Origin of the sequence: Salipiger aestuarii (assembly GCF_003259905.1) — a bacterium.
In the GTDB taxonomy this organism is placed as follows: domain Bacteria; phylum Pseudomonadota; class Alphaproteobacteria; order Rhodobacterales; family Rhodobacteraceae; genus Salipiger; species Salipiger aestuarii.
The window spans coordinates 1-11,932 of sequence record NZ_QLMG01000025.1 but is presented as its reverse complement, the minus strand read 5'-3'; the positions used below and the strand labels follow the sequence as shown (position 1 = coordinate 11,932).

Sequence of the window (11,932 nt, the reverse complement as noted above, 5' to 3'; positions counted from 1 at the left end):
GCAATAATATTTATAGATAATCACCCGGAAATTTCGTAAGTCTCTCTCAGGTCGGCATTTTTGACCGAAGCTTTGCGCTTGCCGATCCAGCCGACATGGCGCGCCAGCGTTGCGCAGGCGAGGTCGGTCTGTCCGTTGCGCAGCGCCTCGATAATGGTGCGGTGATCGTGATCCGTGCGCGCCTCCCAGTTTCGCTGCCAGGCGGCAAAGAGGAAGCGGGCGCTGGCCGCCTGCAGGTCGTCTATGGTTCGCAACAGGCGCGGCATCCGACAGGGGGCGAGGATCAGCCGGTGGAAATGCCGGTTCGCGGCCTCCCAGTCGCGGACATTGCTGGCGCTGTCACCGTGGCGCGTAACCTCTTCGGCTTCCTGTAGAATGACGCGCGTGATGTTGGGGGTGGCGTGGCGCAGGGCGAGGCTTTCGAGACTGGAGCGCATCTCGGCCACCTCGCGCAGCTCGGCCACGTCGAACTCGGTGACGCGAAAGCCGCGTCGCGGTTCGCTCTCGGCCAGACCCTGGGTCTGCAACTCGCGGAAGGCCTCGCGTACCGGAACGTGGCTGGCGCCGAACTCGGCGGCAATGTGATCCTGCCGCAGTCGCGCGCCGGGCGGTATTTGGCCCGAGATGATGCGATCAGCCAGGTTACGGGCGATGCGCGTGGACTGTGTTTCTTCGGGGGCTTTCTTCATGAAATATAGATAATTCATGCCGGCCCGCCTGTCGACAGCTAAGGCGCACACCGCGCCTCATCTGTCATCGCCGCCTTCTTGTAGGACCTGGCAAGCCTCTGCAGGTCGAGGCAACCCTTGGCCGCAATGTTGGGAACGGATGATGAAATTGTCTCCAATCGCCAACTGTCCTGTGCGAGATTTCGGCAAATGTCTTACATACGAACAATCGCTCTTGCTTTCGTCATCGGGCCACTGGCCGCGATGCTTGTTGAGCCGTTCTTTGAGGAGCTGTTTGACCAGCTTGGATGGCACGCGGAAAGCTACGCGGTGGTCGTCATGAGTACAGTAACAGCAAATGGCGAAATCCTGTTCCTGATGATCGGACTAGGCGTAGGTATCTGGGTCCACTACGTTTCTCAAAAAATATTTGCGAAGAAGTCTGCACGTCGCGACGGCCGAGTTAAGCCAGCCGTACCCCCAAAGCCATCGGATCATACTGTGGAAATCTCTGAAAATACCGGGGTGCTATCTATAGGTCAAAGTGGAGGGATAACTGCGGGGGCAGTAAACTTTGGCAAGAAAACACGAAGCATTGACGACCCAGAGGCAGCGGGCTTCAAGAAATACATCCTCGAAGACCTGCCAAGGCACGTCAGCTATTCCGTAGCTGGGGTTTGGGGAGATGAAGAGGCGTGTATACTAGCGAACCAGATAAGAGAGTTCATGAGGAGTCATGAGTTCAATATAGATCCAGACGGCTTTACGCGTGTATCGATGCAAGAGCCTGTCATGGACATTAAGATATTCAAGCAGTCCGATACCTCTTGGATGATTGTAGTCGGGCCTGAAGCACAGCGCGGCGTGTGACCCGGCTGTGCAGCCTACTTTTCTAGGTCAAATACGAAAGGTATCTTCACCAATAGCATTCAGGCATTGCAGGAGATATGCGGCGCTAAATTTCCCGCGCGAAAGCTTGTTGCGGACGTTCGCTTCTTTGTCTCCGATCATCTCTGCAAGCTGAGCGTAAGTCACGCCCTTACGCTTCAGCTCTGCCTTGAGAAGGTTTGCCGCCTTCGTTTCCCATTCGGTTTGGCCTGCCATGCATCACCTTTAGTGCTTAGGTACTATTTTCGATACCTATGCCCTTGTGTGCGATGCGTCACCGTACTATATTTGATGCATAGGCATCGGATACAGTACAATGGCACAACACTTCCTTCTCTCAGCAAGGTCCCGCACCCTTAGCCTTTTCAGCAGCCCGGAAATCGTGTTCTGTGTCATGGGCGCAGACTAGTCTAAGCGGCTGTTCTTGTGGCCTTATATCTTGGTGCGCTTGCTACCTAATGCCGCAGATCTCCATCCGACGCTGCAACTGACCGGGCGTGATCCCATGGGCGGCATGAAAGGCGGCCACGAAGCCGCTCGCGGTGGCGTAGCCGGCCGTATGGGCTGCATGCTGCACGCTTTTGCCCGCCATCAACGGGGCAATCGCGCGTGCCAGCCGAAGATCTCGCATCCAGGTGGCCCAACTCTGCCCGGTGTTGCGGCGGACGAGGCGTTGCAGGCTGCGCCGCGATAGGGCCAGTGCTCCAGCCCAGTGGTCGAGCGATTGGTCAGCCCCATCGAGATGTACCAGCGCGATGCGACGCAGGCGCGGGTCGGTGGGCAGGGGCAGCGTGGGCGCAGGGGCGGGGCGCGCAAGCCGGTCCCACAGCACGGCCGTCAGTCGGGCGAAAGCGGGCTCTTGTCGGTCGGCGCGGCTGGACCCTGCCAGGGCGCGGAGAAGTTCGGCCTCCAGCGCCTCAAGTGGGAAAGGCGTGGGAGCCTTGGGCAGCGGTGCCGCGGCAGGTCGGGTGTAGAGATTGACCGATTTCCGCGCGCCCTCGGCCCGGATGCGGTGGCGGTGCGTCGGTGGAAGCCAGATCGCCATGCCGGGAGAGAGAAGATGCAGCCTGCGTCCTGTTTCGACCGTCACCGCTCGGTCCGGGCACCAGGCGAGCTGTCCGCGCCAATGCGCATGTGCCTCAGGCATGGTGCCGGGTGTGAAGCTCGTGATCCTGCCGATCACCGGACTTCCATCCTCGGAAAATCCTCCAATCTCGTCGCGCTGCATGCTGGCACCTCCGGGGTATCATCTGGCACCGGCGCGACACATTTTTCCAGCCCTTCCGTCAGGATCGCGCGGATGCGGAACGGAGGACCGGATGGATATAACGACAATGGCGCTGCTCGCAGGCGCGGGGCTGCTCGGCGGGCTGTGCAATGCGATCGCGGGCGGAGGCACGTTCTTCACCTTCCCGGCGCTGCTGGCCGTGGGGTTGCCGCCGGTGATGGCGGGGGCGACCAGCGCTGTGGCGATCTGGCCCGGCCATGCGGCCAGTCTGATCGGCGAAGGCGCGGTGCTGCGGCAGGAACTGATCGCACGGCCGGGGCGGGTTGCGGTGTTTGCGCTGGCCTCAGCACTGGGGGCCGGGCTGTTGCTGGTGTCAGGAGATGCGCTGTTTCGGCAGTTGGTCCCCTGGCTGCTGCTCTTCGCGACGCTGCTGTTTGCGGCGGGACCCATGCTCAACCGCTGGCTAGCACACCGCGGGGTGTCGATCGGGCCCGTCCTTGCCGTCTGCGCCGAGGGGGTCGTGGCCCTTTATGGTGGCTACTTTGGTGCAGGGCTGGGGGTACTGCTGCTTGCGCTGCTGACCGTAACGGGGGACGATGATCTGAAGTGGCTGAACGCGGTCAAGAATGCTCTGGCGACGCTCGCGACCAGTATCGCCGTCCTGATCTTCGCCTTTGGCGGCGCGGTCGCCTGGGGTCCGGCTGCCCTGGTCTTTCTTGGGGCGGCGGCGGGTGGTGTCATCGGTGGCCGGCTGGCCCGTCGGGTGAAACCGCAACTTCTGCGCGCTGCTATCGTCTGCCTCGGCCTCGTGCTGGTCTGGCACTACGCGTGACGCCGGGTTGCAGCACGGAATGCCTCGCGCAGCGCGACGGTGATCGGCCCTACCGGCCAGGCGATGTGTTTGTCGGGCGTGTCGAGCGAGGCCACGGGACGAAGCTCGACCGAAGTGCCGGTGACGAAAACTTCTTCCGCCGCGACCAGATCGTCCAGACTAACGGTCCCTTCATGAACCGTATACCCGAGGCTCTTGGCGAGTTCAAATACATGGCGCTTGGTCAGGCTATCGAGGAAGCACGTGGGCAGAGGCGACAGAAGACTCCCGTCTCGAATCAACACCACATTTGTTACGGTGGTTTCGGCGACATTCCCGTGCACATCCAGCATGAGGGCGTCGTCATGTCCGCTGCGGGCGGCTGCGGCGCGCGACAGCGTGCCGATCATGTAGAGGCCGGAACATTTCGACGCCGTGGGCGCGGTATCAGGTGCCGGGCGACGCCAGTCCGACAGCACCAAGCGCAACCCGTCTGTACCATTGCCAAGAGTGGCATCCACCGGCCAGTCCCAAGCCGCGATGGCGGTGTGAATGCGGCACCCCTTTGCGGAAACCGAGACGGCTTCGCTACCGCGCCAAGCGACGGGACGGATATAGGCATCCTGCAATCCACCCGCCCAGAGGACGGCTTCGGTTGCCGCGACAAGCTCATCCAAGCTCCAGGGCAAGGCGTAGCCGAGGATTTCGGCGGAACGTTCAAAGCGCTGGAAATGCTCTTCGGCGAGGAATACCCGACCGTCATAGGCCCTGATGCCTTCAAACACTGCGCCAGCCATGTGCAGCGAATGGGTCAGGATGTGCAGGTTTGCCTCTCCCGATGGAATCAAAGAACCATCGAACCAGACGGGACCTGCCCCATTTTCTTGGGATGCGGTGGCACGGGGTGCGAGTGTAGCTTCCGACGACATGCAAGGGCGTCCTTTTTCGGGTTGTCCGGCAGAGTGTCCGCCTTTTCTGGCCCGCTGGCGAGTGAGCAGTTTTCAGTCCGGAGTGAGAAAGGGTCGTTCGCATCTCACCCGATTTCTGGAAGACTATCGCGAGTGAGGACCAATAATGGATAAGCAATCAAACTATCGGCTAAATGTGCCCCTCACCGCATTGCGCGCCTTTGAGGCCGCCGCGCGTCACCTCTCTATCAAGGAGGCAGCGCTTGAACTTGGCGTGACCCCCTCGGCGGTCAGTCACCAGCTGCGCGGGCTGGAGGATGCGCTTGGCTTCTCCCTCATGCGCCGTGTCGGCCCCGCGTTGGAACTGACAGAAGCCGGCGCACGGCTTGCGCCAGATCTGAGCGAGGGATTCTCTCGGATTGTCAAAGCCGTGGGCAGTCTTCGCCAGGACCGAAGCACCGGACCGCTGCGGCTTTCCATGCTGCCGACTTTCGCAGCGCATTGGTTCTCTCCACGTCTTACACGCTATCCGTTTGAGCGCACCGGGTTCGATCTATTGATCTCAACAACGCAAGAAGCAGTGGACCTCTCCGCCGGGGTTGCCGATGCTGCGGTGCGCCATGGGCAAGGACAATGGGATGGGCTGCAGGCCGATCTTCTTTTTGAGGAATCGGTAAGCCTCTTTGGCGCGCCGTCCTTGGCAGTTCGTGATCCCGACGAAATGCGCGCCGGCATCGCGGGGATGACGCTGTTCTTGTCGCAGTATCGACAGGAGAATTACGCCCGTTGGAACGCGACGCTCCCAGGTGGCCCAATTCGACCCGCTGCAGTGATGATGGTCGATTCTGCAGGTCTGGCACTCCGTGCGGCCATGGACGGGGCAGGGGTCGCACTTGCCGGGGTAGAAATCGCGGCCTCCGATGTCAGTGCCGAGCGGCTAACGCGGATCTTTACTCATCAGACGCAAACGGGTGGCGGGTATTACCTGGTTTATCCTGAGGCATTGGCCCGCGATCACCGGGTGCGCAACCTGAGCCGCTGGATGGTCGAGGCCGCCCAGGAAAGCCGGGATAAAGCGCAGATCTGACGAGCAGCGGACACGAGGTGCGCCGGATCTGAATCCAGCGTAACCGTCCGGCCTCACTGTGTTTGATCCCACGGTTTGATGGTGCGATCCTTTCTCGTGAATGGAAGGAAGCATTATGGGACAAGTTCGTCACGGGAGCGCCACGCACTGTTAAAGGCCCTTGAGGACGAGAATGCCAAGCTCAAGCGCCTGCTTGGCGGACACCATGCTGGACAACGTCGTGTTGAAAGACCTGCTGGGAAAGAACTGACGACATTGATCAAGCGGCGAGATGCGGCGCTCCGGGTGATGCGGGATCACGACATCTCGCAGCGCCGGGCGTGCAGGCTGGTTGGTGTCGATCCCAAGACAGTCCGGCGAGACCGCCCGCCGGACTGCGCAAATATCCGCAAGGAGATGTCGGAGATCGCCGCCAAGCGGCGCAGGTTCGGCTACCGCTGGATTGGCGTTCTGTTGGAGCGCAAGGGCATGCGCATCACGATGCGCCTCGATGAAACCCACCATCACTTCGACCGGCGGTCGAGCTCCACCATCGCAAAATACGCCGACGCCTTCCCGAGGATCTCGTTCGCTTGGCGCAGCTCGCGGTTCTCCCGCTCGAGCGCTTTCATCTTCTCCGCCATCTCAGTGGGGATGCCTGCGCGTCGACCGCTGTCGACCTCTGCCTTCTTCACCCACTCGTTCAGAGTCTGTGCAGTGCAACCGATCTTCGCCGCGATCGACATCACCTCGCCAGCGTGACGGGTGTTGGGCCTCGGTCTCGAGAACCAGCCGCACGGCCCGCTCTCGCACTTCAGGGGAAAACTTGTTCGTCGTCTTGCTCATGATGCTCCACCCTACTCAGGAGTTGGAGCCTCCGGCAAACCCGGCGCGATTCAGAGTCGTCTTTGCCGACAGATCCATCCGAAAGCTATCCCAGGGGGCCTGTTCGGCAATTTTCAGATAGAGTTGCCGGGCAGCGCTATTGCCCTGCGGTACCAGCCAGCGCAAATGCGTCCAGTTTCTGGAGGCACCTATTTCGGCGAGCCGGGCGATCAACGCCCGGGCCACGCCTGCCCCCCGTGCATTTGCGCTGACGAAGAGGTCGTCAAGCTGACCCGCCCGACTGCCAGAGATTATTTCAGGCAGATCGAAGGCATGGGCAAATCCGGCCAGTCGGCCGTGTGCTTCAGCGCCCAGCAGAATAATCTGGTCGCCGGTGGCGTTCGCGATCATGTCCAGGGCTACGGCTTCCACCATGACAGAAGGCGTTGGGCTCTCGGAAAGGGCGGCGCGATAGCCATTGACCAACTCGGTCAACTGTGGCGCATCGTCTGGCACAAGCGTGCGGATGAGAAGAGAAGTTACCATCCTGCGGCTTCAATCCATTCTTCCATCATCCCCATGCGATCCCAACCCCAAAACGGCTCGCCATCGACCAGAAAGAACGGCGAACCGAAAACACCCCGCGCCACCGCGTCCTCGGCAAGTTCTGTCGTTCGCGACTTGATGACGGGATCGATTATCCCAGCCATAAGATCCTCGGGTTGATATCCAAAATCCAGGGCAACTGGTGCAACGGCCTCTGGCGACGCGGTGTCGAGACCTTCGTTAAAATAGCCCGCAAAGATGCGTTTTGCGAAACAGCGAGCGGCGCCTGGGTCCTGCGCCTCGATCCAATAGAAGGCGCGGGTGGCGGGCAATGCCACGCGCGGATGCTCGGGTGGCAGTTGAAAGCTCAGTCCGCGCGCCTTGGCGATGCGAGCCCAGTCGCGGCGCGCATAGTCGCGCTTGAGCGGTGTTGAAGACAAGCCGCGTGCGCCGGTTACCTTATATGCCGTACCCAGCATGTACGGACGCCACAGCACCGTTCGCCCTACTCGTGACGAAAGAGCGTCGATCTCCTGCGCGGCAAAGAAGGCGTAACCCGAGGAGAAGTCGAACCAGAATTCGATGGGGTTCATGTGTCCTCACCTTCCCAGTAATCAACCGCATCCCCCTGCCGGAACGACGCGGCCACCCGGCGCAGAGCTTTCTCCCCGCCAGCCGCGGCGCCGGCAAAGACTGTGATCTTGCCGCTGTCTGGATACTCTAGCACGTCGGGCTCGCGCATCATGCTGATGGCAAGATAGCGCAGTGGCGCGGAGCCGATGGCAATGATCTGATGCGCGGTTTCGGCCCCGCCTGCCGGGCAAACCGCAACCATACCCGCGGCCAATTTGTGGCGTTCGTCCGCACCGTAACGCAACTCGCCCGCGCCGGAGAGGATCACGAACATTTCGTCATTTGCATGATGGCTATGATAGGGCCAAGCTGTCTTGCCGGGCGGAATTTCCACCAACCGTGCTCCCAGGTGGGTTGCGCCGAGCGGTGCGGCGATCAGTGCCATCAAGGCCGAAAACCGGCTGCCGCGTTCCTGTGAAACGAGATGCAGATCCTCCAGCCGGATAACGGGGGCAAGGGATAGGGGTGAGGGATGGGACATTGTAGGTTCCTCCTTCGGGGAAAAGGAGCCAAGTCGCGTCATAAGGCAACTGAGTTACCTTCAGCATCACGGGAAGAATGCTCATTTGGCTCGGGGCCAATCCTCCGGGATGCTTGCCTCTACGCATGGCGAACTGTTCGATCAGCCGAAGACAAGGGGCGTGCCAGATGTACCCGGACGAGACCTTCACCGCTTCGGCCGAGGACGGATATCCGATCCGAGGTTCAATCTGGCACGGCGCGGGGAAGGGTCCCGTCGTGATCATTCATGCCGCCACCGCAGTGCGCGCGCGATACTACGCCCGCTTCGCCGCCTGGTTGGCGGGGCAAGGCGCGAGCGTCCTAACCTTCGACTATCGTGGGATTGGCGAGTCACGCTCCACGCCCATACGGCAGCTCAATGCAGGCTGGGTTGACTGGGGCCTGCTTGATGCCGAGGCGGTGCTCGCCTACGCGATGCGGCGCTGGCCACACCGGCTATATATGGCGGTGGGGCACTCCATCGGCGGCTTCGCCCTTGGTCTTGCGCCTTCCGCCGCGCACCTTGATCGGATCGTTACGGTCGGTGCGCAATTCGCCTATTGGCGCGACTACGCTCGCCGTCAACGGCTTTCCATGGTGCTGAAATGGCATGTGGTCATGCCCGCTCTTACCGGTCTTTTTGGATTTTTCCCGGGCGAACGCCTTGGCTGGCTTGAGAATGTGCCACGCGGCGTGGCCAGGGATTGGAGCCGCATGGGGCCACGGTTCGAGGCCAGTGTCGACACCGTTCTCGATAGGGCGGATCTGGCTCAGCTGCACGGTACGACATGTGCGAGTTTGCTTGCCGTCGGGCTCACTGACGACCCTTACGGCACCGACGCGGCTATCGGCCGTCTGCTGAGCTACTACACTGGCGCCGAGCGCACCCATCTCAAGATCGCGCCCGAAGACATTGGGGAGGATAAGGTTGGACATTTCGCGTTTTTCCACAGCCGCTTCGAGCAAACGCTCTGGCCGCTGGCCTCTGCCTGGCTCCTGACCGGGCAGTTGCCAGAGAGTGTGCCGGGCAAGGTGATCGCCGCTCCTGCAAGCGGATGAGCCGAGGTTATGCTGGGTCGGTATTCGGGGGGTGCGCAACCGCCACGATCGCCGAGACATCGTCAACAGGGCTCCCATCTTCCTTGATCAAACGGGTTGTAACTTTCTGACCGTCGCTGTCCTGAAGGCGCAATCTCGAAGGTCCACCGGGCAGATGTATCTCTGCCCATTCGCGCAGGGCCGCCAGGGCCGGAATGAGTGCACGGCCCCTCTCTGTCAGCACATATCCGTCACGGGGGCGTTGGCCGGGCAGGCTATAGGGTTTGCGCTGCAGGAGCCCTTCACTGGTCAGCTGTTTCAATCGCTGGGAAAGAACCGAACGCGGAATACCCAGATCGTCACGCATCGCATCGAAGCGTTCGACGCCGCAAAGAGCCTCTCGCAAGATCAGAAGCGTCCATTCGTCGCCAATGGTGCGAATGGCACGTGCGAGCGCGCATTCGGCAAGCGGAACCGGTGCGTGCAGTTTGTTGGTAGCGTCATGTGTCTCGTTGGTCATCGAAATAGGATATCTTAGTTTGCAATCTGAACCTAGGCTGATAACCTGAGTCTAATAAGTAGACTCAGGGTGTCGAAATGCTGGCTAACCAAACGCAACGACGCAGTGCGAATTCCCCAGTTCCGCGGCGCGACGCCTGGACAGTTGTGACGCTGGCCCTGGCTCCGGCAGTGGGCCTTGGCATTGCGCGTTTCGCTTACGCTCTGGTTCTGCCCGATATGCGCGCAGATCTCGGTTGGTCTTATGCGGAGGCCGGCTGGATGAATACCAGCAATGCCGCAGGGTACCTACTTGGTGCGCTGCTTTGCACCCGCGCGATCGCAATGGCTGGGGCGTTCCGAGTCATGGTGATCGGTGTCTGGGCCTGTGTTTTGGCGCTGGTCCTCTGCGCAGTCATGCAACAGTTCGTCGCTTTGAATATCGCACGTGGACTCGCAGGGGTGGGGGGAGGGCTTGCTTTTGTCGCGGGCGGAGTTCTGGCCGCCCATATTGCACATCGTAACCCAGAGCACGGCGCGCTCTACCTCGGTCTGTTCTATGCTGGGCCAGGCTTGGGTATCTTCCTGTCCGGGATTACGGTGCCCATGGTTCTCGCTTTATTTGGCGCAGGTTCATGGCGGATCGCTTGGGTGGCTTTGACAGCCTTGTCGCTTGTGATGAGCGTTCTTCTGATGTGCGGCAAGGTCGCTGAGGCCTCAACACCGGAAACTGGGAAGGGCCGCGTGGATCGCCAACCGTTCGGTTTGAAAATGCTTTGGCTTCTCGCAGGTTATCTGCTCTTCGGGGCAGGCTACATTGCTTACATGACTTTCATGATCGCTTGGGTACGGGACGGCGGCGGTGGGGCCGGGTTTCAAGCAGCTTTCTGGGCGGCAATCGGTGCCGCTGCCATGACCTCGCCCTGGGTATGTGCGAGACCCTTAAAGCAATTGCAACACGGCCACGCCTTTGCATTATTGGTCGGGGTCACCGCCATCGGCGCGGCCCTGCCGCTGGCGTCCGGCGCGAATATCGTTCTGTTTCTCTCGGCCGTGATCTTCGGCGCGGCCTTCTTCGCCGTGGTTGCCTCGACGACCGTTTTTGTCCGCCGCAATCTGCCACCCGCCCATTGGGCCTCGGCGATCGGAGCACTTACGGTTGCCTTCGGGGCCGGACAGATGCTTGGCCCGGTCGCCACAGGCATGATAACTGACCACACAGGAGGGCTTGCCGGCGGGCTATGGGCTTCGGTGCTCATGTTGTTCGCAGCTTGCATATCAGGGCTCTTCCAGCGCGATTTTGCCGAAGATGCTTCGGGAGCAACGCGAGATTAGTTGCTCTCGAATTAAATGGCCTTGTGGCTTCCGAATCGTCAGGCGGGGTGGGGCGGTGTAGGTTTCCACATCGTATTGGAGCTACCTAGATTCCGGGTGGTGCCTGGCCGATATCTTTGCGGTTCCCGGGCTTTGAGCGTTTACAGCATGGCCAAGGAGTCCAGGCATTGCTCTTCTGGCCAAACCCAGATGCTGAATGTAGAGCGCGTGGACTCTTATCTGGTATCGGTGCGGAGCAGCGCCTTCGAGTTAGGACAGCGCGTACGGGCGGAAACCTCGACAGCATGGAGTGTCGTCGGATTGACCTCGATTTGGCGTCCGGCCCTTGCGGCAACCGTCGCTGGGCCAAGACGCCCGCGGTCGTGCGGTGCCGTCCAGTCGAGCGCCGGGGCCATTTCCACGATCCCGAAAGGGTTCAGGTCGCGGTCCTCTCCGTAGTAGGCTGCCCGGATTACTGCCTCGTCAAAAGTTTCCGCGACGCCTTTCCACGTCATGATATCGCGCGCATAACCCCAAAGATTTGGATAGTCGATCAGCCGCCGACGCGCGCATTTGAAGTGCCCATGATAGACGGCGTCGAAGCGGGCGAGTGTCGGCCATAGCCTCAGGTCCGTCTCGGTCAACATGTCGTCATGGAGGTTGAGCTACTCCCCATCGGTTGGACAGGATCTGGCGTAATTCAAGCTACTCGTTGCACCTGCTGATCGGGGTTGGTTGTTTCATTTCTCTGCCAATAGACCACGGCTGGCGGTCTGCCGCCAAGGGCGGAGTGTGGGCGTTGGTGGTTGTAGAAGGTCATCCATTTTCGAATGCCCGCCTTTGCTTCCGCCCCGGTCTCCCAGGCATGCAGGTAGACGCACTCGTATTTCAGGGTCCGCCACAGCCGCTCGATGAAGATATTGTCGAGGAACCGGCCTTTCCCATCCATCGAGATGCGCACGCCGGTCCGGCGCAAGCGGTCCGTCCAGGCGAAGGAGGAGAACTGAG

The 11,932-nt window shown here is 60.8% G+C and carries 15 protein-coding genes, 2 pseudogenes and 1 other annotated feature; of the genes and pseudogenes, 6 read left to right on the top strand and 11 right to left on the bottom strand.

Translation table 11 applies throughout. The annotated features are described in order from the left end of the window. Positions 1-20 precede the first annotated feature (20 nt). Complete coding sequence (locus tag ATI53_RS13505; protein WP_009505411.1) at positions 21-689, bottom strand: GntR family transcriptional regulator; 669 nt, start codon at positions 687-689, stop codon at positions 21-23. A 189-nt stretch (positions 690-878) separates the two neighbouring features. Between ATI53_RS13505 and ATI53_RS13500 the strand changes: the two genes are divergently transcribed. After that, positions 879-1,538: a hypothetical protein gene (locus ATI53_RS13500; RefSeq protein ID WP_111550628.1), complete on the top strand. Its 660-nt coding sequence runs from the start codon at positions 879-881 to the stop codon at positions 1,536-1,538. Positions 1,539-1,565: 27 nt separating this feature from the next. On the opposite strand, the gene ATI53_RS13495 is transcribed toward ATI53_RS13500, so the two are convergent. Together ATI53_RS13495 and ATI53_RS13490 are read right to left on the bottom strand one after the other, a co-directional pair. Beyond that, the gene (locus ATI53_RS13495; protein ID WP_009505409.1) at positions 1,566-1,772 is read right to left on the bottom strand and encodes a DUF6471 domain-containing protein; all 207 of its coding nucleotides are present in this window, start codon (positions 1,770-1,772) and stop codon (positions 1,566-1,568) included. Positions 1,773-2,007: 235 nt separating this feature from the next. Beyond that, positions 2,008-2,784: an AraC family transcriptional regulator gene (locus ATI53_RS13490; protein WP_009505408.1), complete on the bottom strand. Its 777-nt coding sequence runs from the start codon at positions 2,782-2,784 to the stop codon at positions 2,008-2,010. Between the two features lie 91 nt (positions 2,785-2,875). Between ATI53_RS13490 and ATI53_RS13485 the strand changes: the two genes are divergently transcribed. After that, entirely contained in the window at positions 2,876-3,616 is a 741-nt protein-coding gene (locus tag ATI53_RS13485; RefSeq protein WP_034452923.1) for a sulfite exporter TauE/SafE family protein, read from the top strand. Here the strand turns inward: ATI53_RS13485 and ATI53_RS13480 are convergent. Then, a complete protein-coding gene (locus ATI53_RS13480) occupies positions 3,607-4,524 on the bottom strand; it encodes an aminotransferase class IV (RefSeq protein WP_009505406.1) in 918 nt (305 codons plus the stop codon). The genes ATI53_RS13485 and ATI53_RS13480 overlap by 10 nt on opposite strands. A 145-nt stretch (positions 4,525-4,669) precedes the next feature. On the opposite strand from ATI53_RS13480, the gene ATI53_RS13475 reads away from it, so the two are divergent. Together ATI53_RS13475 and ATI53_RS13470 are read left to right on the top strand one after the other, a co-directional pair. Next, positions 4,670-5,590, top strand: a complete 921-nt coding sequence (locus tag ATI53_RS13475) for a LysR substrate-binding domain-containing protein (protein ID WP_009505405.1) — start codon at positions 4,670-4,672, stop codon at positions 5,588-5,590. A 69-nt stretch (positions 5,591-5,659) separates the two neighbouring features. After that, positions 5,660-6,061, top strand: a pseudogene (locus ATI53_RS13470) (IS3 family transposase); the annotation flags it as partial. Beyond that, positions 6,045-6,136, bottom strand: a sequence feature (AL1L pseudoknot). Its footprint overlaps the pseudogene before it by 17 nt. Here ATI53_RS13470 and ATI53_RS13465 read toward each other — a convergent pair. The 4 genes and pseudogenes from ATI53_RS13465 to ATI53_RS13450 all read right to left on the bottom strand — a co-directional run. After that, positions 6,068-6,415, bottom strand: a pseudogene (locus ATI53_RS13465) (transposase); the annotation flags it as partial. It overlaps the preceding feature by 69 nt. Positions 6,416-6,430: 15 nt before the next feature. Then, positions 6,431-6,940: a GNAT family N-acetyltransferase gene (locus ATI53_RS13460; RefSeq protein ID WP_009505402.1), complete on the bottom strand. Its 510-nt coding sequence runs from the start codon at positions 6,938-6,940 to the stop codon at positions 6,431-6,433. Then, the gene (locus ATI53_RS13455; RefSeq protein WP_111550627.1) at positions 6,934-7,533 is read right to left on the bottom strand and encodes a 2-hydroxychromene-2-carboxylate isomerase; all 600 of its coding nucleotides are present in this window, start codon (positions 7,531-7,533) and stop codon (positions 6,934-6,936) included. Before ATI53_RS13455 ends, ATI53_RS13460 begins: the two co-directional genes overlap by 7 nt. Then, a complete protein-coding gene (locus ATI53_RS13450; protein WP_111550626.1) occupies positions 7,530-8,054 on the bottom strand; it encodes a cupin domain-containing protein in 525 nt (174 codons plus the stop codon). The genes ATI53_RS13455 and ATI53_RS13450 overlap by 4 nt, the downstream gene beginning before the upstream one ends. A 167-nt stretch (positions 8,055-8,221) precedes the next feature. Here ATI53_RS13450 and ATI53_RS13445 point away from each other — a divergent pair, with 167 nt between their 5' ends. After that, on the top strand, positions 8,222-9,133 hold the full coding sequence (locus ATI53_RS13445; protein WP_111550625.1) for an alpha/beta hydrolase family protein: 912 nt from the start codon (positions 8,222-8,224) through the stop codon (positions 9,131-9,133). 7 nt (positions 9,134-9,140) lie between these two features. Here ATI53_RS13445 and ATI53_RS13440 read toward each other — a convergent pair whose 3' ends face one another. Next, on the bottom strand, positions 9,141-9,632 hold the full coding sequence (locus ATI53_RS13440) for a winged helix-turn-helix transcriptional regulator (protein ID WP_009505398.1): 492 nt from the start codon (positions 9,630-9,632) through the stop codon (positions 9,141-9,143). Positions 9,633-9,709: 77 nt separating this feature from the next. Between ATI53_RS13440 and ATI53_RS13435 the strand changes: the two genes are divergently transcribed. Continuing rightward, complete coding sequence (locus tag ATI53_RS13435) at positions 9,710-10,945, top strand: YbfB/YjiJ family MFS transporter (protein ID WP_240778605.1); 1,236 nt, start codon at positions 9,710-9,712, stop codon at positions 10,943-10,945. A gap of 215 nt (positions 10,946-11,160) precedes the next feature. Here the strand turns inward: ATI53_RS13435 and ATI53_RS13430 are convergent, their stop codons facing one another. Continuing rightward, a complete protein-coding gene (locus ATI53_RS13430; protein WP_211315397.1) occupies positions 11,161-11,568 on the bottom strand; it encodes a glutathione S-transferase C-terminal domain-containing protein in 408 nt (135 codons plus the stop codon). A 56-nt stretch (positions 11,569-11,624) separates the two neighbouring features. Continuing rightward, positions 11,625-11,932 (bottom strand): integrase core domain-containing protein (locus tag ATI53_RS13425; RefSeq protein WP_146609925.1); only part of this gene is annotated, 308 nt, incomplete at its 5' end.